29 protein-coding genes, 1 tRNA gene and 6 pseudogenes are annotated in these 26,394 nt (G+C 42.4%); 22 read left to right on the forward strand and 14 right to left on the reverse strand.

Annotated elements, in window-relative coordinates:
• Positions 1-38: 38 nt before the first annotated feature.
• A complete protein-coding gene (locus tag JCM11216_RS18305) occupies positions 39-260 on the reverse strand; it encodes a hypothetical protein (protein WP_243675846.1) in 222 nt (73 codons plus the stop codon).
• Between the two features lie 121 nt (positions 261-381).
• Complete coding sequence (locus JCM11216_RS18310) at positions 382-849, reverse strand: hypothetical protein (RefSeq protein ID WP_243675847.1); 468 nt, start codon at positions 847-849, stop codon at positions 382-384.
• Between the two features lie 118 nt (positions 850-967).
• Between JCM11216_RS18310 and JCM11216_RS18315 the strand changes: the two genes are divergently transcribed.
• From JCM11216_RS18315 to JCM11216_RS18325, 3 genes are read left to right on the forward strand one after another with little or no spacing between them, the layout of a single operon-like run.
• Positions 968-1,633, forward strand: coding sequence for a DUF1743 domain-containing protein (locus JCM11216_RS18315; protein ID WP_243675848.1), 666 nt, complete (start codon positions 968-970; stop codon positions 1,631-1,633).
• Complete coding sequence (locus JCM11216_RS18320) at positions 1,617-1,856, forward strand: hypothetical protein (protein ID WP_243675849.1); 240 nt, start codon at positions 1,617-1,619, stop codon at positions 1,854-1,856. Before JCM11216_RS18315 ends, JCM11216_RS18320 begins: the two co-directional genes overlap by 17 nt.
• Positions 1,856-2,248 (forward strand): hypothetical protein, encoded by a 393-nt coding sequence (locus JCM11216_RS18325; RefSeq protein ID WP_243675850.1) that lies wholly within the window; start codon positions 1,856-1,858, stop codon positions 2,246-2,248. The genes JCM11216_RS18320 and JCM11216_RS18325 overlap by 1 nt, the downstream gene beginning before the upstream one ends.
• 172 nt (positions 2,249-2,420) lie before the next feature.
• Here the strand turns inward: JCM11216_RS18325 and JCM11216_RS08715 are convergent, their stop codons facing one another.
• On the reverse strand, positions 2,421-3,029 hold the full coding sequence (locus tag JCM11216_RS08715) for an HAD hydrolase family protein (protein WP_054853968.1): 609 nt from the start codon (positions 3,027-3,029) through the stop codon (positions 2,421-2,423).
• Positions 3,030-3,283: 254 nt separating this feature from the next.
• Between JCM11216_RS08715 and JCM11216_RS08720 the strand changes: the two are divergent.
• The 4 genes and pseudogenes from JCM11216_RS08720 (at position 3,284) to JCM11216_RS18335 (ending at position 6,339) form a co-directional block, all read left to right on the forward strand.
• Positions 3,284-4,454: pseudogene (locus tag JCM11216_RS08720) on the forward strand (aconitase X catalytic domain-containing protein).
• 8 nt (positions 4,455-4,462) lie between these two features.
• Complete coding sequence (locus JCM11216_RS08730) at positions 4,463-4,909, forward strand: HAD family acid phosphatase (protein WP_054853999.1); 447 nt, start codon at positions 4,463-4,465, stop codon at positions 4,907-4,909.
• A gap of 141 nt (positions 4,910-5,050) precedes the next feature.
• A complete protein-coding gene (locus JCM11216_RS18330) occupies positions 5,051-5,932 on the forward strand; it encodes a hypothetical protein (RefSeq protein ID WP_243675851.1) in 882 nt (293 codons plus the stop codon).
• A 131-nt stretch (positions 5,933-6,063) separates the two neighbouring features.
• The gene (locus tag JCM11216_RS18335; RefSeq protein WP_243675852.1) at positions 6,064-6,339 is read left to right on the forward strand and encodes a hypothetical protein; all 276 of its coding nucleotides are present in this window, start codon (positions 6,064-6,066) and stop codon (positions 6,337-6,339) included.
• On the opposite strand, the gene JCM11216_RS08740 is transcribed toward JCM11216_RS18335, so the two are convergent.
• Complete coding sequence (locus JCM11216_RS08740) at positions 6,308-7,066, reverse strand: CPBP family intramembrane metalloprotease (protein ID WP_054853971.1); 759 nt, start codon at positions 7,064-7,066, stop codon at positions 6,308-6,310. The two genes, JCM11216_RS18335 and JCM11216_RS08740, sit on opposite strands and share 32 nt — an antisense overlap.
• 126 nt (positions 7,067-7,192) lie before the next feature.
• Between JCM11216_RS08740 and JCM11216_RS08745 the strand changes: the two are divergent.
• Positions 7,193-9,830: pseudogene (locus JCM11216_RS08745) on the forward strand (DNA-directed DNA polymerase I).
• 12 nt (positions 9,831-9,842) lie between these two features.
• Here JCM11216_RS08745 and JCM11216_RS08750 read toward each other — a convergent pair.
• From JCM11216_RS08750 to JCM11216_RS08760, 4 genes and pseudogenes are all read right to left on the reverse strand, one after another.
• Positions 9,843-10,282: pseudogene (locus tag JCM11216_RS08750) on the reverse strand (DUF2286 domain-containing protein).
• A gap of 123 nt (positions 10,283-10,405) precedes the next feature.
• On the reverse strand, positions 10,406-10,795 hold the full coding sequence (locus JCM11216_RS18340; RefSeq protein WP_243675853.1) for a hypothetical protein: 390 nt from the start codon (positions 10,793-10,795) through the stop codon (positions 10,406-10,408).
• Positions 10,734-11,024, reverse strand: coding sequence for a CDP-alcohol phosphatidyltransferase family protein (locus JCM11216_RS18345; protein ID WP_243675854.1), 291 nt, complete (start codon positions 11,022-11,024; stop codon positions 10,734-10,736). Before JCM11216_RS18345 ends, JCM11216_RS18340 begins: the two co-directional genes overlap by 62 nt.
• On the reverse strand, positions 11,005-11,346 hold the full coding sequence (locus JCM11216_RS08760; RefSeq protein WP_054854000.1) for a PadR family transcriptional regulator: 342 nt from the start codon (positions 11,344-11,346) through the stop codon (positions 11,005-11,007). The genes JCM11216_RS18345 and JCM11216_RS08760 overlap by 20 nt, the downstream gene beginning before the upstream one ends.
• Positions 11,347-11,463: 117 nt before the next feature.
• On the opposite strand from JCM11216_RS08760, the gene JCM11216_RS08765 reads away from it, so the two are divergent.
• The 3 genes from JCM11216_RS08765 (at position 11,464) to JCM11216_RS18350 (ending at position 14,291) form a co-directional block, all read left to right on the forward strand.
• A complete protein-coding gene (locus JCM11216_RS08765; protein ID WP_054853972.1) occupies positions 11,464-12,750 on the forward strand; it encodes a Glu/Leu/Phe/Val dehydrogenase in 1,287 nt (428 codons plus the stop codon).
• Between the two features lie 138 nt (positions 12,751-12,888).
• Positions 12,889-14,115 (forward strand): FprA family A-type flavoprotein, encoded by a 1,227-nt coding sequence (locus JCM11216_RS08770; protein ID WP_054853973.1) that lies wholly within the window; start codon positions 12,889-12,891, stop codon positions 14,113-14,115.
• A gap of 60 nt (positions 14,116-14,175) precedes the next feature.
• A tRNA-Asn gene (locus tag JCM11216_RS18350) sits at positions 14,176-14,291 on the forward strand.
• Between the two features lie 340 nt (positions 14,292-14,631).
• Here JCM11216_RS18350 and JCM11216_RS18355 read toward each other — a convergent pair.
• The 4 genes from JCM11216_RS18355 to JCM11216_RS08780 form a co-directional block, all read right to left on the reverse strand.
• Positions 14,632-14,916 carry a hypothetical protein gene (locus JCM11216_RS18355; RefSeq protein WP_243675855.1) on the reverse strand — a complete coding sequence of 95 codons (285 nt, stop codon included), beginning with the start codon at positions 14,914-14,916 and terminating at the stop codon, positions 14,632-14,634.
• Positions 14,877-15,188 carry a hypothetical protein gene (locus tag JCM11216_RS18360; RefSeq protein ID WP_243675856.1) on the reverse strand — a complete coding sequence of 104 codons (312 nt, stop codon included), beginning with the start codon at positions 15,186-15,188 and terminating at the stop codon, positions 14,877-14,879. The genes JCM11216_RS18355 and JCM11216_RS18360 overlap by 40 nt, the downstream gene beginning before the upstream one ends.
• Before the next feature lie 62 nt (positions 15,189-15,250).
• Positions 15,251-15,868 (reverse strand): hypothetical protein, encoded by a 618-nt coding sequence (locus JCM11216_RS18365; RefSeq protein ID WP_243675857.1) that lies wholly within the window; start codon positions 15,866-15,868, stop codon positions 15,251-15,253.
• A gap of 1,276 nt (positions 15,869-17,144) precedes the next feature.
• Positions 17,145-17,687: a nicotinamide-nucleotide adenylyltransferase gene (locus JCM11216_RS08780; RefSeq protein ID WP_054854001.1), complete on the reverse strand. Its 543-nt coding sequence runs from the start codon at positions 17,685-17,687 to the stop codon at positions 17,145-17,147.
• A gap of 174 nt (positions 17,688-17,861) precedes the next feature.
• On the opposite strand from JCM11216_RS08780, the pseudogene JCM11216_RS08785 reads away from it, so the two are divergent.
• From JCM11216_RS08785 to nucS, 8 genes and pseudogenes are all read left to right on the forward strand, one after another.
• Positions 17,862-19,069: pseudogene (locus tag JCM11216_RS08785) on the forward strand (citrate synthase/methylcitrate synthase).
• 54 nt (positions 19,070-19,123) lie between these two features.
• The gene (locus JCM11216_RS08790) at positions 19,124-19,351 is read left to right on the forward strand and encodes a hypothetical protein (protein WP_054853974.1); all 228 of its coding nucleotides are present in this window, start codon (positions 19,124-19,126) and stop codon (positions 19,349-19,351) included.
• A 100-nt stretch (positions 19,352-19,451) separates the two neighbouring features.
• Positions 19,452-19,730: a hypothetical protein gene (locus JCM11216_RS08795; RefSeq protein ID WP_054853975.1), complete on the forward strand. Its 279-nt coding sequence runs from the start codon at positions 19,452-19,454 to the stop codon at positions 19,728-19,730.
• A gap of 87 nt (positions 19,731-19,817) precedes the next feature.
• Positions 19,818-20,063, forward strand: a complete 246-nt coding sequence (locus JCM11216_RS08800) for a hypothetical protein (protein ID WP_243675858.1) — start codon at positions 19,818-19,820, stop codon at positions 20,061-20,063.
• A gap of 6 nt (positions 20,064-20,069) precedes the next feature.
• A complete protein-coding gene (locus JCM11216_RS08805) occupies positions 20,070-20,579 on the forward strand; it encodes a radical SAM protein (protein ID WP_054853977.1) in 510 nt (169 codons plus the stop codon).
• On the forward strand, positions 20,563-21,174 hold the full coding sequence (locus JCM11216_RS08810) for an SPASM domain-containing protein (RefSeq protein ID WP_054853978.1): 612 nt from the start codon (positions 20,563-20,565) through the stop codon (positions 21,172-21,174). Before JCM11216_RS08805 ends, JCM11216_RS08810 begins: the two co-directional genes overlap by 17 nt.
• Positions 21,175-21,247: 73 nt before the next feature.
• Positions 21,248-22,308 (forward strand): annotated as a pseudogene (locus tag JCM11216_RS18370) (MFS transporter).
• Positions 22,309-22,404: 96 nt separating this feature from the next.
• On the forward strand, positions 22,405-23,166 hold the full coding sequence (gene nucS, locus JCM11216_RS08825) for an endonuclease NucS (RefSeq protein ID WP_054853981.1): 762 nt from the start codon (positions 22,405-22,407) through the stop codon (positions 23,164-23,166).
• A 26-nt stretch (positions 23,167-23,192) separates the two neighbouring features.
• Here the strand turns inward: nucS and JCM11216_RS08830 are convergent, their stop codons facing one another.
• Positions 23,193-23,477: a hypothetical protein gene (locus JCM11216_RS08830; RefSeq protein WP_054853982.1), complete on the reverse strand. Its 285-nt coding sequence runs from the start codon at positions 23,475-23,477 to the stop codon at positions 23,193-23,195.
• A gap of 298 nt (positions 23,478-23,775) precedes the next feature.
• Positions 23,776-24,475: pseudogene (locus JCM11216_RS08835) on the reverse strand (phosphoribosyltransferase).
• 131 nt (positions 24,476-24,606) lie between these two features.
• On the opposite strand from JCM11216_RS08835, the gene JCM11216_RS08840 reads away from it, so the two are divergent.
• From JCM11216_RS08840 to JCM11216_RS18375, 3 genes are read left to right on the forward strand one after another with little or no spacing between them, the layout of a single operon-like run.
• Positions 24,607-25,470 (forward strand): DMT family transporter, encoded by an 864-nt coding sequence (locus JCM11216_RS08840; RefSeq protein ID WP_243675859.1) that lies wholly within the window; start codon positions 24,607-24,609, stop codon positions 25,468-25,470.
• A 45-nt stretch (positions 25,471-25,515) separates the two neighbouring features.
• Complete coding sequence (locus JCM11216_RS08845; RefSeq protein WP_054853984.1) at positions 25,516-26,097, forward strand: ERCC4 domain-containing protein; 582 nt, start codon at positions 25,516-25,518, stop codon at positions 26,095-26,097.
• 40 nt (positions 26,098-26,137) lie between these two features.
• Positions 26,138-26,302 (forward strand): hypothetical protein, encoded by a 165-nt coding sequence (locus JCM11216_RS18375; RefSeq protein WP_243675860.1) that lies wholly within the window; start codon positions 26,138-26,140, stop codon positions 26,300-26,302.
• Positions 26,303-26,394 lie beyond the last annotated feature (92 nt).

Below are 26,394 nucleotides of genomic sequence, written 5' to 3' on the forward strand. Positions count from 1 at the left end.
CTCTATTGTTACAGTCTCACTTATCTGCTTCATCGGCCTTATGAAATCCAGGAGTAGTTCGACGGAGTATACGGCATCGTGAGAGCCTGCACTGAGTATTCATAGAAAACCTCATCACCGCTGGAGTAGGTTGTTTCAATCGACTTACCACCCTCACCCTCAGCCAATATGGAGAAGGAATCCTCCTTTGCAAAAAGCTTCACAGAATCAGAAACCTCACTGGCTGAACTTAATAGGTCAACAAAAACGTCCATACCCATCCTAATTCTGACGGGGGGGTACTCAAGCTTAGGCTCAGGGACCTCCTCCTCGGCTATGTTAATTATTGGAAGCCCAAACCTCCTGTAGAAGCCACCCTCCCTACCTTCTTCGTGTATATAGTTATGAAGAACCTATTCTTGCAGTATCAACGCCCAGCTCCACCTTCTCCTTAGCCTTAACCCTCTTCAAAATCTTCTTAACTAGGTCAAAGCTTATTCCAACCTTCAACTCCTTAGTCACTGTGTACTCCTCAAGGCTTGAACCAGGTATGTTCAGGATTACCAGGGAAACCTTGCTCGGGTCTATGGACTTCATCTTAATACCCTCAGAATCAATAATGAAGTTAGACTCCTGAAGTAGGTTAGCTAGTGCGGTGAACACGTATCTAAACTCCTTACCCTTTGGGAACATTATCCTATAATACTCCTCACTCTCCACAACACCACCTGCACCACCCTCCTCAGCACCCTCCTCACCTCCACTAACCTCCTCTATTTCCTCCGTAGTTTCTTCTGTCTCAACGCCCTCAACCCTCTCTTCCTCACTCTCCTCACGTTCCTCCCTCTCAGACTCCTCATTCTCAGCCATAATTAAATTGGTATTAATGTAATTGTATTTAAAAGGCTTTTATCGCCTAAATTAAGGTAATTTTAGCTCAAGCATTGATGAAAAGGAATTATTATCTCTTTAGGTTCTATCTGCATAAATGCCGTATTTGATGATTGGTATTGATGACACGGATTGGGAGGGTGGTGGATGCACCACTTATGTCATGTACTCATTCGTTAAATACCTAATTAAGGACGGACTAATTAATAACATTGTTGGGTTGCCGCGATTGACCAGGTTAAATCCGTATGTGCCATTTAAGACCAGAGGAAATGCATCCCTATCAATAATAATCAATGCCGAGTCTGAGAGTGATGCTACGGATTATGTTGAGCTAATGAACTCACTGATTGACCAAATGGTTAAGAGGGTTGGTAAGACAAGCCCTGGAATCGCATACGTAATAAGCGATTCAATAAATGTTGATGAACGATTAGCGTGGTTTTATAGGAAGAGCGTTAGGGACGTGGTCACGCTGGACCTCGCGCAAAGAGTAGCTAATAAGATAAATGCCAGACTCATGGGTGGTAGGGGGGGTGTCATTGGAGCGTTGGCCTCTCTGGGCTTTGTACCAATCGACGCCACATATGAATTCATAGCATATAGGCTTGAGGACGAAGAGAGACCGATTATTGACCCTAATGACGTGAAGATTTGGGACCGTGTAACGAACCCCCCCTTCACATTCCTAAATATATACGAGGACCAAGTACTTATTGAACCTCACGGCCCTGACCCAGTCCTCTTTGGCATTAGGGGGTGATTCACCCCATCATGTACTTGCCATGGGTAATTACCTCGCTAATAAGTATAATGCCGTTGGATGGATAATATACATAACTAACCAGGGAACCGATGAACATAGGTCGCACGTAAATGAACCTATCCCATATAGGAATATTGACCTTATGGGTATTATTACGGACATTATGTTTAATGAGAGAGGCATGCCCAGGTTATTTTGGATGAGAAACAAGGGGGGGTAATGGCATATAGGCACTTGGGGATTTCCAGGGAGTTAGCAGATTGTATTGGATGTTTAGTACAGGTGTGGGGGGGTGGTGTTAAGCCTAATGGTAATTCCAGCTTATATATCGAGGGAATGAGGGTTCTCCATGATAGGCATATTGAAGTGAAGAATCCTAGATGCCCGGTTTGTGGTGGTCCAATGGAATCCGCAGGCAAGTCAGGCTTACTAAGATGCAAAAGGTGTGGTTTTCAGGATAAACTACCTAGAATACTAATGCCAAGGAATAGGTGGTTTCTGGCAAGCCCCCCCAGAGCCAGTGAGTATAGGCATTTAATGAAGCCCAGTGAGAGGGTTGGTCTTGAGGGTCTTGCACTCTATATGCCTAAACCATTTCTATGGGTTTATTGATTACTATAGAGAAAGGTTTTTAATGCATTTAATTACGGCACTCAAGAAGCCTATGAATGTTGAGAACGTCATTGAATCAAGGATAATTAACTCCCTTAGAATTGACTTGAATGTAGGTATTAATTATGAAGTCAAGTTACGGCGATTAAACAGGTTAATTAGGCTGCGGAAGCTAATGAACCTTGGACTTTAAAGTTGACAATAAATAGCTTAAGAAGGCTGGTAGTTCATTCTCATGAACCCATAGCATTACTGGTAGGTTAAGTCCTTCATTGTACTTATGTCTAATGCCAATGGGATACTCAACGACCTTCATTGCGGGGATATCATTCTCCGAATCACCCATATACATTACTGGTCCCTTTATACCCATGAGCTCCCGAAGTCTCGCCACAGCATAGCCCTTATCAACCTGAATCCCTGGATATATGTCTATGAATGGATGACCTCTATACCTGATTACCTTAAATCCTAATTCATTCGCAAACCTAATAATTTGTTCAAGGGCTTCCACGTTAATGGCACCCTTACTTCTCCAATCAATTCCTAATCCACCAATTAAATCACCGACACGCTTAATCTCTAAATAAACACCCCCCCTTAACTCATTGACTTTATTAATAACATTCATTAGAGACTCAAATCTACCTTGCCATCTAGGTAAATCCTCATGAACATAATAATTGCCATCAATCCTTACTTCAAGACCGTTCGTGCAAGACCACGCCCTAGCAAACCCCGTCCTCGGTATTAGGAAGCCACAGTCCTTTGTGCTTATCACGGCTATTGGTATGTACTTACTTATTTCACTCAGTTTTTCATAAATAGGCTCAGGGGGGGTCTACTCAATTGCCTGGCAACGTCTATTGGCGCTATTGTGCCATCATAGTCAGTAAACAATGCCGAGACATTCCTAAATAGGTTAATTGTATCATCAAGCATTATCGAATTCACGTAATATAATTAATTTAATAAGATTTATTTTCTTCACAAATTCCAAGGCATTGAATGTATCTTAATAAGTATGAGGAGGCCATGCTTCGTGGTGATTATGGAGATGCCATTGCAAGAGCAATGCAGGTCATAGTTAGGGTTGGCGATGTATTAAAGGCTGATAGACTAATTGAGATAGAAACTGCGCATATTGCCGGTGTCTCCTACCTAACAATAGGTGATCCAGGCCTTGAGTACCTAGAGGATTTGGCCAGGTCTAACGCTAAATTTCACGTATTTACGACGGTAAACCCTGTGGGTATTGATATAGCCAATGATTGGGGGGGTATAGAAAAGGAGTTCATTGATAAGCAGTGGAAAATAATAAATGCACTGAGGAGTATGGGCGCTAGTTTATGGCTGACATGCACTCCATATGAATATCTACGTATTAGATCAAGGACTTACCACGCGTGGGCGGAATCCAATGCCGTCGCTTATATAAATGCGGTCCATGATGCATGGACCGAGAAACTCCCGGGACCTTTCGTAGTCCTATCGGCATTGGTTGGTAGGGTTCCAAGGTATGGACTTTACACGCTTAAGGGTAGGGTACCAACGCACGTGGTTAAGGTTAATGGAAAACAGCCAATTAATGACCCATTAATTGCGGGACTTCTGGGTAGGAAAATCGCTGAGGAAGTCGGTGATGGAAGGCCATACCTAATGGCTAGGTTTAATAGTAATGCTGTGATTAAGCAGTTACTGGCTAGTTATGCCACGTACTCACCCCCCCACGCCTTCATGGTAATCGACGAACTCACACCAAATCATAAGGAGTACTTCACTATGATGGATAAACCCGAGAAAATAGACATAGATATCAGCGATATTGTCAAGGATGTAGGAATTAAAATCATGATTTGATGCGGTATTCCTTGGATGTCCTCACTATGGCATTGATGAGGTAATGTCGGTAGTTAATTACGTAAGAAACAAAGGAGCGAAGAAGGCCAAGAAGCCTGTTTATATAGCTACGACATCCTTCGTAATTAGTACATTAAGCCAGGGCATAATTAAGATGCTTGAGGATTCCAATATACACCTGGTATTAACTACATGTCCTGTTGTGTCACCATTCCTCAAGAGCGTTGGTGCTAATACTGTGGCTACGGAATCCGTTAAGCAAATGTATTACCTACCTAAGATGGTTGGTATTAATTATATAAGTTGTAATGGCATTGAGTGCTTAGATATTGCATTTGATGAGTAGGGGGGGTGATGGATATAAAGTACGTGTCCTTTGATATAGATGGAGTCCTGGTTAATTCAGAGAATAGATTAAAGTTATGCCTTAAGTCCAACAATGAAGTTGATTGGGACTGCTTCCTTGACTGCAGAAAGTTGTTCATGGACAGCCCTAAAACAAGGAACATAAACCTCCTCAAGTTATTAAGGAGTAGGGGGGGCTTTGGCATAATAATAGTGACGGGTAGGAGAGAATCAATGAGAAAGTGCACAATAGATCAATTAAGGAGCTTTGGCGTAAATGAATTTGAGGATTTATTCATGAGACCCGATGATAATACCGAACCGGACCCAGTTTATAAGTCTGGGATGATCAAGAACCTATTGAGGAGGTACGAAATACTTGTGCACTTTGATGATAATGCCGATACCGTATCAACCCTGGTGAACAATGGTATTGATGCTGTAGTAATATCCTAAGTGATTAATCATGAAAAGGATAGGCATATTAAGCGTTAGGGGTGCAATGCCTTATTACGAGGAATTACCATTTAATGTCCGTATTAATGAACCAGGCATTATTAAGGACCTCGACTTGCTAATACTACCTCCAGGAACCTGGTGGAGTCCCAGGTACTACAACGTTATGACTGGATTGAGAGGGAGGTTTGGGAATATGTTGAGAGGGGGGGTGGTTTTGTCTTGGGTATTTGCTCGGGTACTCAATTGCTGTCGAGGGCCGTGAATCTGAACGTCAGGGGATTACCCGGGTACTCCAAAGGGCTTGGTGTCCTGGATATAGTCTTTGAGCCGTTAATCGTTACAGGGCCTGTGAGGGTTAAGATAATTAATGAGACCTGGGCAACTAGGGATCTCGTAGGTAGTGAATTAGTGGGTTGGCAGGCCCATACCTATGGCAAGATGAGTATATTATCAAATAATGTCCAGGTTGTTGGAGTATCACATGTACTAAGGCATAATTATAGGAATGTAAGGATTGATGTACCCACATTGATCGTATCCCGTAGGTATAACGTGTTTGGCACCATGGTTCACGGAATACTTGGGTCAGGGTCTCCTATAATTAGGAATATATTTCGTGAAATTGGGGTTTACGATAATAAGGAAATTATGAATTACTATAGGGATTACCATGAAAAGGAGTGGATAGGCAAAGGGGGTGTTAATCCTAGAATGAGTACTAGGATAATTACTGTCGCATCGACCTTGACCGGTGAGGGCAAGACCTTAATAACGAGTGCATTGGCATTCTGTCTCAATAAGGCTGGTTATTACGTGGGCATCGCCAAATTGGCTGGCGATATAAGGGACCTACATCCTGGGCTTTACATTCTTGATAGGCCATTTAAGCCCTGGATGAGTATAAAGCTAAGATGGGGGGGAGGTAGATCACTTGGTTGGGTTAATCTGAGGGATGTGTTAAATACTGTTGAGAGTCTTGGACTGGATGCTTTAATTGTTGAGGGTGTTATGGGCTTTTAACGGGTTCGTCTAGGAAGTATAAACGTGGTTTTTCATCAACACTTGACTTCATAAGATGGGTAAATACGGACGTTGTATTAATAGCATCAGCGAGCCTTGATGGTATTGAGGGTTCATTATTTAGGTTGAAGATGTATATTGATTTGTTAATTAGGTATGGTAGGAGGCCTATTATGGTTATTCTTAATAATGCGTATGATGGGGTACATGAGAATAGGGTAATAAGGAAATTCAGTAGGTACGTTAATAAGTTGGGTGTCCCGTTCGTAGTAATTAAATCACTGGGTATGTCTTCGAAGCCTGAGGAACTAATAGACCTTGAGGACTATAAGGAGGCTGCAATTAAGGTCGCGGATACTCTATGTAGCGTGATTATTAATGAGCTAGGTAAATCACGGTTACTATAGATAAATAGTCATTAATCCAGTGAATAATTATATCAGGCACCACATTTCTTGTGGATACAAATATAATGCTTGAAATGATTCCATAGATAAATATGTAACTAAGGGTGTAAATTAGTGATATTGGGTCGCTAAGGCCGTAAACCGCGAGGTAAATAGGCACATGTGCTATCGTGAAGTATAGGGCATCTATAGTTATCGCGGGTAATGAAGTGATTATGTTGATGGATCCCGTCTTCGGTAATAACCTACTAAGCATAAAGCCTCTGAATATGAACTCTTCGCTAACGGCTATTGGAAACAACATGTAGGTCGCTAGGAGAAGACTTATCATTGGGACCCTAGGAATAAATAATGTAAGGGGAATTAAGCCGCTGATTAAAAACCAAACAAATGCTAAAATAATGATAACCGGTACTGTCAACTTACCGAATAATGGTCTCCAGGATAGACCTAGCTCATTAAGTAATTCATGAATTCTTTGTCGATTAAGTACTAGAAGTATCGCAATAATTACATATAGGTATGGGGGGGCTAGGTCTCCGAGGAGGTATGTTAATAGAATACTCACTGGATTACTCATGGCATTGCTCAGTGTCTGCGTTATTGATGATCCAATGTTGTAATAAGTATTAGTTAATATATATGGTTCATAGGTAATGAACACAGGGACCACTATTGCGATTAAGAGTATTGTTGGCCAAATGATATCACCTAAGTACTTACCCATTGTTTGCCTGCTTAATACGACCTACTTAATAATTCTACTCACATATATAATGAAACTATAGTACTTAAGGTAGGGGGGGAGTAACGAATTAATAAGTCAGTTATTATAGCTATATCTTGCTGGAAAATGAAGAGTAAGGAGTATAGGGAGGAGGACGAGGAAGAGGAACTTGAAGAGGAGGAGTTTGAGGAACGCGAGGAGGAGGAAGAGGAGGAAATAACGATAAAGGCTGAGACACCTCAGAACACACCGCCATCTATAGTGCTGACCGTGACCTACGATGGGAAGGTTGGTAAAGCCCTTGTTAAACTTTACGATCCAGTCAATGATAGGATTTACTTCTGGTACGATAACACTGGGCATAGGCCCTACCTACTAACTAACGTGAGGCCAGAGGAAATAATTACTAAGTTTACGAAGGTCATATTACATCCAGGGTTTAGCCACGTTGAAGCTATCGAGAAGTACGACCCATTGAGTGATAGGAAGATCATACTTACTAAGATTGATGCTAAGGATCCGTTGAGCATTGGAGGTAGGTCTGACTCAATAAGGGAGTTACTTCCAAAGACCTGGGAGTCGAGAATAAGGTACCACTTGTGCTACATATATGATAACGAGATCATACCTGGCATGTTCTATAGGGTTGAGGATGGAAAACTAGTGCAGGTGCCCATTGAGGTGCCTGCCGAGATCGAGGGATTCATAAATAAGTTGTACGCAAACGATAGGGAATTCCTTGAGGAGGCGAGGAGGTGGATACCGCTATTCCAGGCCCCCCCTGTACCAAACCTTAAGAGGCTATCCCTCGACATAGAGGTGTTTACACCGCAGGAGAATAGGGTGCCGAACCCCCCCAGAGAGGCTAATTATGAAATCATAGCCATAGGCCTTGCGGGTAGTGATGGACTAAGGAAGGTGCTAGTCCTTAGGAGACCAGATATGGAATTAAAGCCCGAGGACCTTGAGGACTTGATGTACGATGACGTTGAGGTGGAGTTCTTCGATAGTGAGTATGACATGTTGAAAGAATTATTCTCAATAATCTTGCAATACCCAATACTGATTACATTTAACGGTGATAATTTCGACTTACCTTACATCTACCACAGGCCCTTAAGCTTGGTTTCAAGAAGGAGGAGATACCGATAATTCTGAGGAGGAATGAGGCGTCCATAGCCCTCGGAATACACATCGACTTGTACAAGTTCTTCAATATCAGGGCTATCGAGGTATACGCCTTTGGTGGTAAGTATAGGGGCATGGATAGGACACTGGACACCATAGCCCACGCGGTAATAGGCATGTCTAAGCTGAGTAGGGATAAGCCCGTGTCGCAAATGAGCTACGTTGAGTTAATTAATTATAACTTTAGGGATGCCTTTCTGGGGCTTTATCTGACGACGTATGACAACAACCTAGTGCTGAGGCTCATAATATTGATGTCCAGGATTTCCAAGACACCACCAGATGACTTAGTCAGGAGTCAAATATCAGCATGGATTAGGAACATGCTGTACTACGAGCATAGGAGGAGGGGGGGTTGGTTAATACCTGAGAAGGAGGATATAGTTAAGGCTAAGGGTGACGTAGCGACTAAGGCTATTATCAAGGGTAAGAAGTACGCAGGTGCCATAGTCCTGGAACCAATGCCCGGCATATTCCCGAACGTCTACGTACTTGACTTTGCAAGCATGTACCCATCAGTGATTAAGCGTTGGAATATATCTTACGAGACCGTTAAATGCCCAAGCGAGAAGGAACAAGGCAATAAGCCAATACCTGAACTACCCCATTGGGTGTGTAACGATAGAAAGGGACTGACGGCGTTAATTGTTGGCTTACTCAGGGACCTAAGGGCCTATGTATATAAGAAATTAGCGAAATCTGCACAAAGTGAATTATTGAAGAGTTATTATAATGTCGTACAGAGCGCCCTCAAGGTCTTCATAAACGCATCATACGGCGTGTTAGGAGCCGAGGTTTTTCAGCTATATTGCCCACCTGCCGCTGAGTTAACGACCGCCCTAGCTAGGTACGTGTTATCAAAGACCGTATTAAAGGCACTTGAGCTTGGCTAGTACCCATTTATGGGGACACTGATAGCCTATTCATTTGGAACCCTGACGAGAACAAACTTAAGGAATTAATTGAATGGGTGGATAAGGAATTCGGCATTGAGATTGAACTGGACAAGGTCTATAAATTAGTCGCTATGAGCGGAAGAAAAAAGAACTATGTCGGCATACTACAAAATGGTGAACTGGACATAAAGGGGTTAGTTGGTAAAAAGAGGAACACCCCCCCTGACTTCGCTAAGGAGGCATTCAATGAGGTTATTAGCCTTCTCTCTGATATTCAGGGCCTTGAGGATGTCGGCAAGGTCGTTGAGGAGGTTAGGGATAAAGTCAGGGATTACTACAGGAAACTACAGAGAAAGGAGATACCACTTAACAAGTTGGCGATAAGAACCGCACTCACTAAGTCTCTTGAATCATACACAAAGAACACACCGCAACATGTAAAGGCAGCGCTTCAATTAAAGAGCCTAGGCTATAATGTAAGGCCTGGTGATATAATAATTTACGTAAAGACCACGGGTAAGGATGGAGTTAAGCCAATACAGTTGGCTAGGATTGATGAAATCGACCCCCCCAATAAGTACATTGAGTACCTAAGGACATCGCTTGAGCAGGTCCTTGATGCCTTTGGGATAGAGTTTGAGAGTATAATGGGCTCATCAATAATAGATAATTACTCATGAAATGCCGTCAACCTACTCCTCAAGGAATTCCTCACCTTCTTCCTCACCCTCAGGCGTCAGTGATGACAGTATATTATTCACCACCTGGTTTATTACGTCATCATTTATGTAGGGCATTATCACAACGAACCTGTCGGCCTCCATGTCCTCACCCATCCACCTATTGCTGTATATTATTTCGTAGGTCGGTATCTCAACCTCAGCCTTATTACCGACCTCTTAACACCGTACTTCTCAACCCTCCTATAGAGTTCCTTACTTAATGGTAAATCAAGACTTACCGTTTGAGACACCTTAAGTACTATGAAGTCTGACTCGTCTGGGTTCCATTGATCCAGTAGCTTTTTCACGTAGTTCTTCACGGTGTCTATTAAGCTCGACTTAACAATCTCCTTATTGGCTATGTTCTCATTCTCTACGTAAATAACCACATTCTCGCTCTCCTCAGCCATACCCACAATTATTGGCTTGAGGATCAATTATAAAAGCTTTAGCTTTTCCCTATTATCGATAATTTATTAATTAAGAAAACCAAGAAATGAACTATGAGATCAACAAATCATTTCATTATTAAGTCAAGTAGAGCTCAGAGATCTAACTGCCATGATTATCCTCTCCACAGCCGTAACATTTGTTAATAATGCGAGTAGTAGGAGACCGTACAGTACCACTGCACCCATGCCCGTGACTATGAATATCAAAAGAATAAGTAGTATGAGAATTAGCCTTTCCTCCCTCTCAAGTAAGCCAATACCCATCATCTTAATACCAAGTGCCTCAGCCCTAGCTCTTGCGTAGCTTGTCATTAATGAACCCAGTATTGCGAATAACAACGACAGTATACTCAGTAGACCTCTATTGCTAATTATCCAGAGATCAATTAATGCTATGAAATCAACATACCTATCCAGCGTGGAATCCAGAAAAGCGCCAAGCCTGGAGGTCCTTCCCCCAATACCTGGCAACTAAGCCGTCAAGCATATCAAATGCGCTTGTAATTATCAATAGTATGAACGTTAATACGTAGGCCCAGCAATAATGCAACCACATTAAGTAGGGTGTTGGCAATGCAATAACTAATGAAGCTATCGTTAGTGCATTGGGGGGGTTTCTAGGCATAATTCTCGCAAGGCCTTTTTCGAGAACTCTCCTACCCATCCTTTCTATCCTGTCCTTAAGCCTTCCCAGAACCACAGTCAACACCACAATTAAAAACCTCCTTAAGAATTACGGATATGAAGTCCCTAGCCCTTAACCAAAGCTCCATGGTTTCCGGCCTCAACCTATACATTTTAGACCCATCACTCATGAACGTCTCCACTAAACCATCTCTCTCCATCTTGTAAAGCACTACGTAAACGCCAACATTCGTTATATTAATGTTAAAGCGCTCTCTAACCTCCCTAGCTATTTCATAGCCATACATGGGCCTCTCCATTAACAACTTGACCACATAAATCCATAGATTTTCCTTGGTTAATTTAGCCATAAGCCTATTGAGCGCCTTCTGGCTCATGAGATTCTCAGGGATAATCATTGATTAATAACTTTAAATGCTAACCTAGGTCGTCAATGTTCATATTACATAAGCCAATAGAGAAAGATTTAATAACCCATCACTTACATAGTCTCGATGTCACTAAGGGGGGGAACTACATTCCTAGAAAGTGTCCTACAAACACTAAAGAGAGCTATAGAGCTAGGTGGATATCCGGAGGAGGTCTATGAAATCCTAAGTAGGCCCCAGAGAATAATAACCGTTAACATACCCGTTAGGATGGATAATGGAAAGATACAGGTATTCACGGGTTACAGGGTACAGCACAACAACGCCTTAGGACCGTATAAGGGCGGTATAAGGTTCCACCCAGAGGTAACGCTTGAGGAGGACATAGCGCTGGCTACGGTAATGACCTTTAAGAACTCATTAAATGGCCTACCATATGGCGGAGGCAAAGGCGCAATTGCAGTTGATCCCAAGAAATTAAGCAAGAAGGAACTTGAGGAACTAAGCAGGGGGGGCTATGCAAGGGCATTGGCGCCCTTCATAGGTCCTGAAGTTGATATACCAGCACCCGATGTTGGTACTGACCCACAGATAATGGCCTGGATGGTTGATGAGTACAGTAAAATATCAGGTCACAACGTACCTGGCGTATTCACAGCAAAGCCAGTGATACTATGGGGGGGCAACCCAGTTAGGGAGTACTCCACTGGCTTTGGTGTGGCAGTCTGGGCTAGGGAGGCTGCTAAGAAGTTATGGGGGGGTGGAATTGAGGGTAAGACCGTGGCGATTCAAGGATTTGGTAATGTGGGTTACTGGGGGGGAGCCTATTGGCTGGAGAAGATGGGCGCTAAGGTAGTTGCCGTAACAGACAGCAAAGGCGGTGTCTATAACCCAAACGGTCTCAAGCTAGCGGATGTTAAGGCAGTTAAGGATAAGACAGGTACGGTAATGAACTACGATGCCTCAGGAACGAGGAAAATAACCAATGATGAAGTGCTTGAACTACCGGTTGATATACTCGTACCCGCCGCACTGGAGAATGTTATACACAGGGGGGGCAATGCAAATAACATAAAGGCCAAATTAATAGTTGAGGGTGCGAATGGGCCAACGACGGCTGATGCCGAGAAAACACTGCACTCGAAGGGTGTCTGGATACTGCCCGACCTAGCAGCTAATGCTGGCGGTGTCGTGATGTCGTACCTAGAGTGGGTTGAGAACCTGCAGTGGTACTTCTGGGATGAGGAGGAGACGAGGAATAGGTTAGAGAGGATATTGCTTGACACATTCAATAGGGTAATGAATAGGTGGAGTAAGCTGGGTACGAGCCAGGTAACGATAAGGGAGGCTGCGTACGTAGAGGCTGTGGACAGGATATACAACGCAATGAAGGTTAGGGGGGGCTGGATCTAATGAATAAATTTGAATAAGAATAAATATAAAAACATAATTTTTCATATTTTAGTATATTAATTCTAATTGAAATAGAGAAGTTATTTTAAGTAAACATACTATCCCTGACTTAAAATTCACATTATTTTAAGTATTATAATGAGAATCGAGAATAACGTAGTCATAGATAAGGTGAGTAAGGATCTAATTATTCTAAGATACAATGACACATCAACTAAGTACTTTGAGGCTTTATGGGAAATACCTGAGGGGGTCACGTACAATGCCTACTTATTAATTGATGACGATACGGCGATACTCTTTGACACGTGGAAGAAAGGCTTGGAAAATGATTTTCTTAATGCTCTAAGTTCTATAATTGATATACGTGACCTGGACTACGTCGTTATTCATCACATGGAACCAGACCACAGCGGTTCAATAAAGACTTTGTATGAAAGAAACCCAGGTATTACCTTCATCGGTCACCCAATGACCAGTAAATTAATGAGAAATCTCTATGGAATAAGTCCTAAATTCAGGGCTGTTAAGGATAACGAGATATTGAGCACAAAGAATTACCAGTTAGTATTTATCCACGCACCATGGCTTCACTGGCCCGAGACCATGTTCACGTACATACCCCCCCAAATAAAGGCCTTGATGACCTGTGATGTCTTCGGTGCGTACACGATACCTAAGTCAGTGTTTATTGATGAATTAAGCGATGAGTACATATCATCAATGAGAAAGTACTTTGCGAACATAATTGGTTTTTACAAGGATAACGTCATTAAAAACCTCGATAAAGTGCTGGCAGTGACTAAAGGCAGTATCGAAATTATCGCGCCCGCCCACGGCGCAGTGATCAAGGGAAACCTCGTAAATAAAGCCATTAACCTATATAGGGAGTTCGCGTTGAAAACACCAGTTAATAGGAAGATAGTAATTGCGTATTCCTCAATGTATGGCTTCGTCGATGGCATAATGAGTCATGTGGCTCATGTACTCGGTGATGGGGGATTTAACGTCAGTATTTATAAGTTTACGGATAAGGAAAGAGCAAGTATTGGCGATTTAATTGGAGAGGCAAATAACGCACTTGGTATAGTCCTTGGGGTGTCCACATACGATACCGAGCCATTCCCACTGATGGACTACATAATCAACCTATTGATAAAGAAGTTAAAGGGTGGAAAGCCAGTACTACTAATAACGGATTATGGATGGGGGGGCGATGTGGTGCTTAGGCATGTAAAAACAAGGCTTGAGAAGGCGGGCTTCACGGTAATAGATGCAATAAGTGTAAATGGTATACCAACAAAGGAGGACCTAGACAAAATAGATATAGCATTACAAAGCCTTAAACAGGCACTTACCCAATGAGGCAATCAAACCCTATAACCAGGACAAAAAACTTAAATTCTAACAAGGCAACATTGGCTTGCCGCCGTAGCTCAGCCCGGTAGAGCGGCGGGCTGTTAACCCGTAGGTCCCGTCAGCCCAGCCTGGTTTAGCTGGGGCTGGGTTGGGATAAGGTTCAAATCCCGGCGGCGGCGCCAGCCTTTTTGGTTGTTTCTGTGGTGTTTGTTTGGTCCGTGGGCTTTTGGGTGGGGCTGTTTAGGTTCTTCATTGCCTTAATTATCGCCTTTGTTCTCTTGATCTTGCCCTCGCTCACTGCCTCATTAAGCATCCTCCTTAGTATTTCGCAGGCCTTGGTCATGAGTTCTGGGTGTTTCCTCATTTCGTCCTGGCCTATGTAGACCTCGAGTCTTCCATTATACTCTCTCAACTTTGCGTTGTAACCAGCGTTCTTGAGTTTTTCCTGAATCATTTTAGCATCCTTGAGGCTATCACGCTCAGTCCTAAGCTCAACGGAGCCTCCATAACTCACATGCACATTCATCCTAACGCCAGCAACCTCAACCGATGACCTACCAACGGCTTACTCCTCATGCCAGCCAGCGTTATTAGGTTCTTAAGCTTCTCAGCGTCTGGTAGTAAGCCCAAGTCCTCGATTAAAGCCTTTATTGAGGATTCACCAAGCATCCTCTTAGCCAACTCAACAGCCTTTGAGGACCAAACCTCGTAGTTAATTGCACGCCCACCATCATACTCCCTAAACCCGAGATCTTTCAGTCTATCAATTAAGCCACCCCCCCAGGCTTTATGCTTCGCCCTGCCCATGTAGAGCCTAACCGCCTTCTCCTCAACATTGACGTTACCATCGCCCAAAATTGCGAATAGCAAGACGTCAGGAAACCCTCGTTATTTAGTTTACTAGCCTGCTCGGCAACCACGGCCTTACTCTCGAACTCGCCCTTATGGTCATTAGCCCTTAGATACCACGTGACACTCACGTTATCGCCATTAACACCCACACCACGTATATGTACATGGTTCTTCCCAGGCCAAGCCAGTGGCCAGGCCACGACCTGCCAAAGTTGATTAGTACTCATCTCTGGGTAACCCTTTTTGCTAATTGCGCCGTCAGTCAGCAAAAGCCCATACCGCATCGCCTTTAACTTACCATCATCGAGTAGCTTGGGCGTAACGATGTGAGCACCCCCCCAAGCCCAGTTAAGTGTAGTATTATTGTTACACTATCTGACTTAGCAACCCTCTCCACATCAATCACTAGGTTCTTCGTGTGTAAGTGAACTGTGAATGACTTGCTTTTGTTGAATGGGTCACCGCTAATGACTATCCTCACCTCATTACTCCCCAACCTCTCAACCAACTCCTTGAACTCTGATTTGTAAACCCTTAACCATTTCTCCCTGGCTTCCTCGGCTAACTTAAGCATCTTCCTGCCTATTTCGATCATCGCCCTCCTCAGGTTGATTATGGCTTCATCATTGCTTTCGTTAATTTTCCCCTTAATCTTTGGCAGCCAATCGCTTAGGGCTTTGATTGACTCGTCGAATGGCGTATTCGAATCGCTCAGTAGCACGCCTTTGTGCATCTCTACTCGGTTTAGGAACTCATTGATTAGCCTATTGACCTCATCAATGATCTTTGAGTCATTGACCTCCTCACCGCACCTAAATCGCCTAGAGCCCCTTGCCTTCACACCCCAGCAAATCCTTGGTTTAACGGCTTCAAGAGCCATAGAGACATCCATAAGCCTAATCCACAAACAAACTAATAAGTCACTGCCGATTCAGTACTGAACAGGCTTAAGCAAGCAATTGAAAAACAAACTAACGCAAAGGCCAAGGCAACGAGGATCAAAACCAAAACCTCAATGGGAAACCATGAACAAAGATTCCCAACACCCAAAACACAAAAAGCATTACACAACCCACCACAAACAACAAAACACTTCTAAGCCAACAAGCAAAACAAACAAAGCAACGAACTGTAACATAGTGATGAGGAGCTGATCAAGAAACTGGCGGACCCGGTGAGATTCGAACCCACACCAAACCTATCAATATACCCTTCATCACTTAAACGCCAAGACTACTGACTGAGCAATTGAGGCAGCGCAACCTGATACAATTTCGTCACCATGAAAGCTTTTCTCATACTGTAAAAGACGTTATGTTATAGCTACAGTTTTAACTGTGGCATAATAGGGGGGGTTCTTAGGGTAGCAAGCCGAAATTGTACGGGCTTACGCTTGCGTTTACCCGCAAGGCGATAATTCTAAATATTTCACATATAGCCCAGAGTGTGGGAGGAGACAATGTAGTTTATTTGAATGCCCAGATGCAGATGAAGGCCGCCCATTCGTAATTGATGCAGAGGGAAAAGTTTTAGTGGATGAGAGAGGTTACGTTGAGTCTCCACTCGCATGCCCCCCCAGTGGCTCAGATTGGGCGAGCCAGTGATGTGTGGGTTTTTGTGCTTTGTTTAGTATTTCGCCATGCACATGTATTTCACCGTCCTACCATGCCTTATCAGCGTAGCCCTCTATTTTGGCTACTAGTAGGATTACGTTACCTATTACGTATGTTCCATTACCCATGGTTAGGCTTAGCCTCACTAATTCGTCGATGCCTGGGCACCTACCCTACATTCACCCTGCTTAATATACCTTGTTTAAAGTTTTTGCAAATACTTTACTCCACCCATTCCTCACTTCCCTTATTAACTCTCAGCTGGGGCCTAGTCCTTATGAGGGTTATTAGGTTTAGGAGGGTTGCCCTGAGACGTAGTGATGGTAGGGTTGTGGATGCCTTAGCTAGCCCTGAGAATGGGGCTTAGCTTGTTGATGACATACTCTACCTTAATGCCAATGCCAGTGATGTGACTGGGGGGGTTGAGTGCCAACCGCCTAAGCCGTAGGTCCCGGGTTCAAATCCCGGCGGCGCCAAAAGCGCGTTCAATCCCTCCTAACCATACCATGAAATTAATGCTTTTTATTATGGAAGTTTATGCTTGTTGATTGAGGTGATTGTAACGATTATTTACCATTTATGTGGTTCTGCTTCGCCTGTGGCTATGGTCTTTAGTCTTTCTATTCCGTTTATCTTCCTTATTATTTCAGCCACTGATTTTGGTACGAGACTTTCCCATTCGGGATCATCTTTAAGCATTAATTCCCTAATCCTTGTGGAGTTATACTTCTGCCTATCATAAAGTGGTTGCTGCTTTACCTCAATGCCTGTCTCCCTGAGTAACATGGCCACGAATGGATTGCCAGTGTAGGCCACTTGGAATGGTGGTACGTATGACCTTAAGTAACCAAACCACGCAGCATTATTCTCAATATTGGGTATTGGCACTATTATCACCCTTGACAAATCCACGCCACCCTCCCTCAAAGCCTCCCTTAGCATCCAAATTCTTTCCCCCCCAACCGTGAATGGGTCCTTAATTATGTAATTGAATTGTGCGGAACCAATCACTACCACCAACTCATCAACCTCATTGAGTATATCCCTCACCGCCCAAACATGGCCCCCCCAGTGCGGTGGCTGGAACCTGCCAATGAAGAGACCTCTGGTCATTGAATTCACATGTTCATTAAATTTAGTGGTATTAAGCCTTTTATTGTTAATAATGGCGCCCCCCCTAGTTTTATAGCTATCTATTAAGAACTCGACAGTTGACTAACACCTTAAACCTAATTAAACTATATACTAGGATAGTATTTAAATAAGTGACTGTAGGGTTAAGGACGTATGAGCGAGGAAGTTAAGGAGGTTAAGATTGAGACAAGTGGTAAAGTTATTCAAAGCCCATGTGGGCCTATAATTCACGGTCTTGAGGATGTTCTCGTAAAGACTACTACCATAAGCGATATTGATGGTAAAAACGGTATCCTTTGGTACAGGGGGGGCTATAGGATCGATGACCTAGCCAAGTACTCAACCTTCGAGGAAGTTGCATACCTAATACTATATGGCAGGTTACCCAATAAGAAGGAGCTTGATGACTTCAAGGCATTACTAGCATCATACAGGGACCTACCCAATGAAGTTTATTCAGTAGTAACAACCCTGGGTAAGGCCAAGGCTCACCCAATGCTTGCCCTAGAGGCCGGCGTGGCTGCCCTAGGGGGGGCATTTGATGAGAACCCAAGTGATTATAGCAAAGAGGCCAATCTCAAGAGGGCTGTTAAGTTAACGTCAGCCCTACCAATAATGATAGCTGCACACTACAGGGCCAGTAGGGGGGGCCTAGACCTTGTTAAGCCCAGGAAGGATTTGAGCCACGCCGCCAACTTCCTCTACATGATGTTTGGGAAGGAGCCTGATGAAACATCAACAAAGGCAATAGACCTATACCTAGTCCTCCACATCGACCATGAGGTACCCGCATCGACGTTCGCGACGTTAGTCGCAATATCAACATGGACAGACCTATACTCGGCGATAGCGGCTGGCATTGCCACACTGAAGGGCCCACTCCACGGTGGCGCGAATGAGGCCGCAATGAAGCAGTACCTGGAGATTGGGAAGCCCGAGAACGCCAGGCCATATGTGGAGAAACTGCTTGCCGAGGGTAAGAGGTTAATGGGCGTTGGCCATAGGGTGTACAAGGCCTATGACCCAAGGGCCAGGATATACAAGGAACTCGTCAAGCAATTAAGTGAGGCTAAGGGTAATATGACGTGGTATAGGATCGCCGAGGAGGTGGAGAAGGTGGTCCTCGAGAAGTTGGCCCCCCCAAGAAGCTTTATCCAAACATTGACTTCTGGAGTGGCATAGCCATGTATCTGCTCGGAATACCCTATGAATACTACACGCCAATATTCGCGATGTCAAGGGTCGTTGGATGGTCCGCCCACGCCATAGAGTACCTAGACCAACACAGACTGTTTAGGCCTAGGGCATGCTATACAGGTCCTCATGACGTGCCCTATGTACCCATTGATAAGAGACAATAATGAACCTTCGTTGGTAAAAAGTGTTAAAAGGCATTATTTCATTAATCGATTTCAATGAGCAATAATGAATTATTAAAGGAATTGAAAAGCATGCAGTCCGGCCTAAGGGGATTGGCTGCCAGGGCCGTGATTAATTACATAGTGACTGAGTTTAATGAGATTAACTCGGTAACTAAAGATGAATTTAATGTCATACTACGTAATGCCCTAAACCTAATAGAGATCGAGGAGGTTGACATCCGTAGGGTTAAGGAGTTTATTGAAAAGATGATTACTCGATGAGCCTAGTATACTTAATTAAATGGAGGGAATGCCTTGATAACGTTATTAAGAATAGAGATGTAAACATAATCAATCTAAGTGGTGAGGGGGGGCGCTCGTAATGATAGATGATGATGCAGATTTCGTGAATGAAGCCCTTGATAACGGGTGCACGGCATACGCCAGGTATTACAGGTTTAGGTTAATTAAGTTAGGTAATTTAGAACATGCTCAGAGAGAAATCAAGCCCCTTGATATCTGGATTGAGAATAATACGCTCAACATAATCATTAACCCATTAAGACTCAGCACATTCGATATCGCCAAAATTCTTTATGACTTAAACTTTGAACTGGAGTTAATAAGTGAAGATGATGTTGAATATATAAAAAATAAATAATATTTATTTTATTTCTCATCCTATTTTTAAAAATTATTCTACATAGGACATAGAATAATTTTTAAAACTATATCTTGTATACACGGAATGATGACTAACCCAAAGTATAAAGAAGTAGAAGTATTAGACTTAAAGGATTATATGGCGATTGGATATTGTCATATTATTTTTTCTCCACAAGAGCTAAAAAGAAAATTTGATTTTATTAAAGAATTTGAAATAGAATCTGCTGAGAGCAGTGATAATATTTTGAGAGTTATAAAGCTCAATGATGGAGAGTTAATATATCATAAGAATGGAAAGATTGAAATAAAATTAAGCAAAATAGAGTGAGCAATAATGAATTCAAAAAGTGCTATCCCGCCTCTTGAAATAATGCTTATTTACATAACAAGGCGTTGTAATTTAACATGTCCTCATTGCTTTGTTCCTACAATCAGTATTAAAAATAAAGAGGAGGATAAAGATGAAGTAAGTTTTAATGAACTTACGAAAGCTATTATCGAGGCGTCATCACTAGGTTTAAAATATGTGAAAATAACAGGAGGCGAACCTTTCGTAAGAAAAGATTTAGTATTAAAAGTAACAAAATTCTGTGCGGAACAAAATATATTTGTAAGTTATGATACTAATGCCACATTATTAGATGAACAAGATATAAAAACTATAGCCAAATTAGGTAACGTTAAACGTGTAGCGGTAAGTCTCGATTATTCATCACCAATAAAGTTTGACACATTTAGAGGATTAAATGGTGCATATAATAAAGTAATTAATAATATAAAACTATTTAAAACTTATGGAATAGATGTCTTAATAATGGCATCAATCTATGAAGATAACTTATGATGATATTCTAAATCTTGTTACTTTAGCAAGAGAGCTTGATAGTAAAATATTATTACAGCCGATTTTACCGCTTGGAAGAGCCAAAGTATTGCTTAAAGATAAGTTAATAATAAAATTAAATAAAGATAAAACTATAAACTTAGTAAATAAATTTATTGAAACTGCAATTAAAGCTTATGAGATATACCCTGATGGTATCTTTATTCATGCACCGCCTGCTCTTATAGCAAGGTATGGGCTGAAATATCTTAAGATGGCACATAGAAAATGTCCGTATAAAAATATGCTAGCAGTATTGTGGGATGGCTCAATAGCACCTTGCGCAATAGGCATATCTCATCCAGAGACTATAATAGGAAATATTAAGAAAGACAGTATAATAGATATTTGGCTACATCCTAAAGGTTATTTGGCAATGAGGTATGTAAAACCGGAAGATTTTATTGGAGTATGTTCCCGGTGTATATTTAATAAGTATTGTGCTGGATTTTGTATAGCATATTCATACGAAACCTATGGTGATTATAAATTTAGCAATCCATATTGTCAATTAATGTATGACGCAGATCTTTTTCCTAGGGAGTTTTTATTATAAAATATAAGTGATTTTTATGCAAAAATTATTAATATTATTTTTAATAATTTATATTCTTTACTTCAGTTCATCGATGCTTATACCTATTTTACCGTTATATTTTAAAATTATCGGATTTACACCCTTGCTCATTGGTATTGTAATGGGCGTTTTAGGTCTTATGAGGGCGCCTTTAACATTAGTCACGGGCGTATTTGCGGATGCGTTAGGTAAGAGAAGAACTATAATTCTTGGCGCATTATTTTCGGCAGCGGGTGTATTACTGCTTCTATTAAAGAGTGTTGCCTTAATAATTACGGGGGGGAGAATCCTCATGGGGGGGTTTTCGGCTCATTTTTAACGCCTACCATATGGGCATTAATTTCTGAAGAAGCTTCTCGAACGAAGACCCCCGGCAAAGCCCTTACATTTGCCAATGCCCTGACGGCAGTCGCCGGTATCCTTGCGCCGGCTATGGCGGGTTATTTAGCGTCAATGTACGGCTATGAGATAGCCATATTAATTTCAGCCTTACTACTCCTTAACGTCACTCATGCCGCATGGATCACGCAATCTGAAGCTCGGCAGCGAACAGCGATTCGAGAGATCATGCGCAGGATTCCTGGTATATTTACTAGGATTTATCCATACCCCATAATCCTTGCCCTTGAATGGTATATGCTTTATTCAAACATGATGCTATTACCGCTTTACATGAACAGTTTAATGTATAGTGTGGAGATAGTAGGGTTTGTACTAACTTTAGAGACGCTTATATACACACTGTGCCAGCCATTGGTGGGTTATGTGATCGATAAGTATAGGCCTAGGTACATTCTCATGCTAGGTACGGCATCAATATATGGGCTTTCATTGGCGTACATACCACATTGCAGGAACTTGCTCCACATAATGCTCGTACTAACTATTATAGCGCTATCAAGCTCACCCATAAGCCCAGTGGTTATGGCGAGAATAGCCGAAGAGACTCCGGAGCTTAGGACAGTTGCGATGGGGGTTATTGTTCTCAGCAGGCTACCTCGGCATGACTTTAGGCACGGTTATAAGCGGCCTCTTAGCCCAGGTATCCTATCAATTAGCATATGGGCAATTGGTGATACCTGGAGTTTTAATAACAATATTGACAGTATATGACTATTTTATTAAAGTTAAAAATTAACGAGACCCTAATTTAAGCTAAATATCCATAAGGGAAAACTCTTATGATTAGTTAATTTAAGAATAGTTCGTATGGATTTGACGAGCTTCGTTGGTGGAAAGTCAACACCAGACCTTGAGTACTTAGTTGATCCATCGCCGACCGAGGCTCTTAGGCTAATTAACCTAAGGAAGAGCACGCACGTAATACTCGTTTATGGAGACATGACGGCATCGTATGAGGGCAGGGCAAAGTCGCAGCTCGAGGAATTAATGCCGAGGCTTGTCGTATCGAAGCCCGACGGTACCTTCATGGTTCATGAAGCTAGTAAAGAGAGACCTCGTTTATGGAACCCACCACCATCAACATTGTATGCCTCAATAAACCTGGGCGTGTTGACGCTCAGGAGTGTTAGAGCTAGTCCGAGGGAGGTCGTTATTGTGGAGATACCCGTTATTAGATTTATTAGTGCCGTGAGACTTGGTGTTACGTTGAATTATAGGGTTTTTGGTACGGAGGAAGATATGGTTAATGCCATCGTCAATAATCCAAGTATTGTTGAAGAGGGGGGGTTGCAGATAATCGCCAGGGAGTACCACACAATTGTCGGTGACATAGACATACTTGGTAAAGATTCTAAGGGTAACCTAGTTGTCATTGAGTGCAAGCGCTCGCAAGCAGGCCCGGAGGCTGTTAATCAGCTTAAGCGTTATGTCGAACACCTGAACCAGAAGGAGGGCAGGAACGTTAGGGGGGGTATCCTGGTTGCTCCGTCTATTTCCTCCGCGGCTTATCATTACTTAAGATCGTACGGCCTTGAGTTTAGGCGTGTTGAACCTAAGGACATGCTTTAGTTAATACGGCATGGCTAATAACAGTATTATGAGTACCATGCGAGGATCACCGACATTATATACCAGCGTAGTGAGAGAAGAACCAAGTCCCTGAATTCTCTATCTTTTCCGTAATTAATTAACAATAGTATAAAAAGCAGTCCATCAGCTGAGGGTATCGCCATTATTAATGATAGCATTATTGTTTCTGCCATTATTGATATTGCTGTATTGCCAGATACTGCGTTTGTGGCAATTCCATTAGCAACCCACTGGGCTGCTGTGTTCCAGATGCCGTAAAGTGGTATTAATGACGGCCCTAGGTTTATCATGAAATTCGTTAATTCGTAAGAGAATGCCGCTATTGGAGATATTGATGTAAGGTTATTTTTCTCCGACTGTATCTGGTTTATTTCTTGATTAACGGCTACAGTGAATTGCTGGCTGGGCTTTATGGCGTAGCAAAGAAGTAGGCCGCTAAGAAGAGCAGTAGCAATATTAGGTATAAGTATATTCTAAATCTTCCTAGTTTACCTATTATGGATACTCTTATCCTCTCCTCTTGTGTTAGCATTTATTGTTCACTAATCGTGGGCTTTAAAAATGATTACTCTCTCACGCACTATTACATCATGACCTAAGTACTATGTGCTCAACGCCATCCTTATAAGTCCTGATAACCACACCTTGTCTCTCAAGGTTCCTAAGGGCCAGGTCTATGTACGTGACCTTAACCTTAAGGACCTCCTCACCGTACCAATCAACCATCCTATTAATTATTTCATTCAACGTCCACTCCCTCTTACCAGCTTGGACTCCTCAGTCAGCACCCTCCTTATGAAGTTCGTCATGTCCTCAGTGACGTTCCATGGATAAACAAACCAAACCCAATCCCTAACCTCAATTGCCCAGTAATCAGGCTTGAACTTGGCAACGGTTGATATCCACTGGAGGGCTGCGGTCCTCACCTCCACGTTCTTATTATTACGCTCTACGTATTCCTTAGCCAATTGTATTGAGTCCCCCCCGTATCCACTATGTCATCAATCACAAGGACCTTCTTACCACTTAAGTCAACGGAAAGTGGGTACTTAATGTATGCCTTCTCAGCAACCTGGGCCGTTGATGGCCAATGAACAACCTGAATGCTAATTAGGTCAGATATGCCTAAATAATCGCAAACAAGCCTTGCAGGTGCATAGCCGCCCCCCCTAGCTATCGCAACTACTATATCGGGTAACCACCCTGAATCCTTTATTTTCATTGATAGTACCCTAGCCCACTCAGTTATTTCATCCCAACTGACCAACTTTATTGGTACCTTAACCACGTTTTTTGTTAATTCTCATGGTTGATTTATAAATTTCATGTCCCACACCCAAATATTATGAATCATTAATAATACTTTTATTTAAACCCTGAAACCATTAACTAAGATTTATGCAATTCAGATACTATTTATTGCTTATAATTGCGGTGATAGCGATATCCTGGGCATCAATATTGACACTACTATCTGGCGCTCAACCAATAGCAGTGGCCTTCTGGAGAACTGCCATAGCCGCGGCAGTATTATCACCATTATTAATTATTGAAAGGAAAAATAATACCTACGCACCCTCAAGGAATGAGACAATATTAATGGTAGTTAGCGGTATTGCATTAGCTGCGCACTTCATGACCTGGATTGAGAGCCTATACCTAACCAACGTGGCCGCAAGTACTACATTGGTATCCACATACCCGATATTCACGTTAGTAATGGGTAGATTAATTGGCGAAAAAGTTGGTAAACGCTCGATCCTCGGTACCCTAGTGGCCTTCCTTGGTATTGTATTGATCACAGTGCCCGAGTTTTACGTAAGTATGAAGGCATTAATTGGCGATTTACTTGCACTAGTCGGTTCAATGTCTGGCGCCGTGTATTTCCTAGTGGGTAGGTTCATTAGGGTTAAGGTATCCTTAGCCATGTACACAGTGCCGGTCTACAGTGTTTCAGCCCTAACAACGCTATTCGTTGGATTAATACTACATTCAAGGCTTTGGCCATATCCACTATACACCTGGCTTTACATATTAATGATCGTACTTGGCCCAATGTTACTTGGCCATACATTACTAAATTATTCCCTTAGGTATTCGAGGGCCATAACCATAACCACATCAACATTGGGTGAGCCAATCGTGGCCTCATTACTTGCATATATAATATTTCACCAAGTCCCTCAGGCATTGACCGTTGTTGGCATTGTCATGACATTACTTGGTATTTACACCGTTATTTCCGAGGAGACTAGGATGCAGAATGACCTAAGTGAGGATTAGGTAAATTAATTAGTTCCTAACTTAACTGTTTTTGGGGGGGATTTTGTGGATTGCATTATAATAGTTGATTCACGGGAATATGAAACGGCTGAGGAGGTCGTTAAGTGGATTAAGAGATTAGGCTGTAGTGTTGTTCCTCGTAAACTGGATATTGGCGATTACGTACTGCCCAACAATGTTGGTATTGAACGTAAGAGGGCTATGGACTTCATATCATCAATAGTTGATGGCAGACTCTTTGAACAAAGCAAGGAATTATTAAGCGCGTTTGATAAGGCTTACGTAATTGTTGAGGGTGACTTATGGAGAGCCTTGAATAGGAGGGATGTACATAAGCACTCTGTACTCGGTGCATTAAGCACGTTGGTTAGTATAGGCGTTAAGGTGCTATATACGCCTGATGAGGAGGGTACGGCCTACGTAATGAAGTCACTGGCGGAGAAGATGGGAAGTAAAGGTATTAAGGCCTTGCCAGTTAAGAGGGGCGAGACGATTAGGGATGCCCAGATTCAATTTTTATCATCATTACCTGGCATAGGTCCGAAGAGGGCGGAGGCATTATTGAGAACGTTTGGAACTCCACTCGATGTATTGAACAACCTGGGGGGCAATGGACTAGAAGGTTGATAATATTAACGAGGGCATAGTCAGCCTTGTCAGGAAAATATTGACTACCAGATATGGTGATGAGGAAAACAATGCTGTAATCCCGATAGATGAGGCTATTAAAGAAGCTGGCGATAATAAGGATTACGATAGTAAGGACAGCAAAAACAGTGAAGATAATATTAATAGTAGGCGCAATATAATGGATTTCCTCGGTGATAAATAATGGTAATTACCTGCCATACTGCGGCATGAATAATTGGACAATGGTGCAATTCTTAAGTAAGAGAGGCAGTGAGAACTTTATCGTGGTTTGTC

Source organism: Vulcanisaeta distributa JCM 11216 (assembly GCF_001315985.1).
GTDB lineage: Archaea > Thermoproteota > Thermoprotei > Thermoproteales > Thermocladiaceae > Vulcanisaeta > Vulcanisaeta distributa_E.

What these genes read in the sequence shown, in the direction of transcription:
- JCM11216_RS18305 (WP_243675846.1), bottom strand. Translation starts at nt 260, where the DNA reads ATGGGTATGGACGTTTTTGTTGACCTATTAAGTTCAGCCAGTGAGGTT.
- JCM11216_RS18310 (WP_243675847.1), bottom strand. Translation starts at nt 849, where the DNA reads ATGGCTGAGAATGAGGAGTCTGAGAGGGAGGAACGTGAGGAGAGTGAG.
- JCM11216_RS18315 (WP_243675848.1), top strand. Translation starts at nt 968, where the DNA reads ATGCCGTATTTGATGATTGGTATTGATGACACGGATTGGGAGGGTGGT.
- JCM11216_RS18325 (WP_243675850.1), top strand. Translation starts at nt 1,856, where the DNA reads ATGGCATATAGGCACTTGGGGATTTCCAGGGAGTTAGCAGATTGTATT.
- JCM11216_RS08730 (WP_054853999.1), top strand. Translation starts at nt 4,463, where the DNA reads ATGGATATAAAGTACGTGTCCTTTGATATAGATGGAGTCCTGGTTAAT.
- JCM11216_RS18335 (WP_243675852.1), top strand. Translation starts at nt 6,064, where the DNA reads ATGTATATTGATTTGTTAATTAGGTATGGTAGGAGGCCTATTATGGTT.
- JCM11216_RS08740 (WP_054853971.1), bottom strand. Translation starts at nt 7,066, where the DNA reads ATGGGTAAGTACTTAGGTGATATCATTTGGCCAACAATACTCTTAATC.
- JCM11216_RS08760 (WP_054854000.1), bottom strand. Translation starts at nt 11,346, where the DNA reads ATGAGCCAGAAGGCGCTCAATAGGCTTATGGCTAAATTAACCAAGGAA.
- JCM11216_RS08765 (WP_054853972.1), top strand. Translation starts at nt 11,464, where the DNA reads ATGTCACTAAGGGGGGGAACTACATTCCTAGAAAGTGTCCTACAAACA.
- JCM11216_RS08770 (WP_054853973.1), top strand. Translation starts at nt 12,889, where the DNA reads ATGAGAATCGAGAATAACGTAGTCATAGATAAGGTGAGTAAGGATCTA.
- JCM11216_RS18355 (WP_243675855.1), bottom strand. Translation starts at nt 14,916, where the DNA reads ATGGGCAGGGCGAAGCATAAAGCCTGGGGGGGTGGCTTAATTGATAGA.
- JCM11216_RS18360 (WP_243675856.1), bottom strand. Translation starts at nt 15,188, where the DNA reads ATGAGTACTAATCAACTTTGGCAGGTCGTGGCCTGGCCACTGGCTTGG.
- JCM11216_RS08780 (WP_054854001.1), bottom strand. Translation starts at nt 17,687, where the DNA reads ATGACCAGAGGTCTCTTCATTGGCAGGTTCCAGCCACCGCACTGGGGG.
- JCM11216_RS08790 (WP_054853974.1), top strand. Translation starts at nt 19,124, where the DNA reads ATGAGCAATAATGAATTATTAAAGGAATTGAAAAGCATGCAGTCCGGC.
- JCM11216_RS08795 (WP_054853975.1), top strand. Translation starts at nt 19,452, where the DNA reads ATGATAGATGATGATGCAGATTTCGTGAATGAAGCCCTTGATAACGGG.
- JCM11216_RS08800 (WP_243675858.1), top strand. Translation starts at nt 19,818, where the DNA reads ATGATGACTAACCCAAAGTATAAAGAAGTAGAAGTATTAGACTTAAAG.
- JCM11216_RS08805 (WP_054853977.1), top strand. Translation starts at nt 20,070, where the DNA reads ATGAATTCAAAAAGTGCTATCCCGCCTCTTGAAATAATGCTTATTTAC.
- JCM11216_RS08810 (WP_054853978.1), top strand. Translation starts at nt 20,563, where the DNA reads ATGAAGATAACTTATGATGATATTCTAAATCTTGTTACTTTAGCAAGA.
- nucS (WP_054853981.1), top strand. Translation starts at nt 22,405, where the DNA reads ATGGATTTGACGAGCTTCGTTGGTGGAAAGTCAACACCAGACCTTGAG.
- JCM11216_RS08830 (WP_054853982.1), bottom strand. Translation starts at nt 23,477, where the DNA reads ATGATAAACCTAGGGCCGTCATTAATACCACTTTACGGCATCTGGAAC.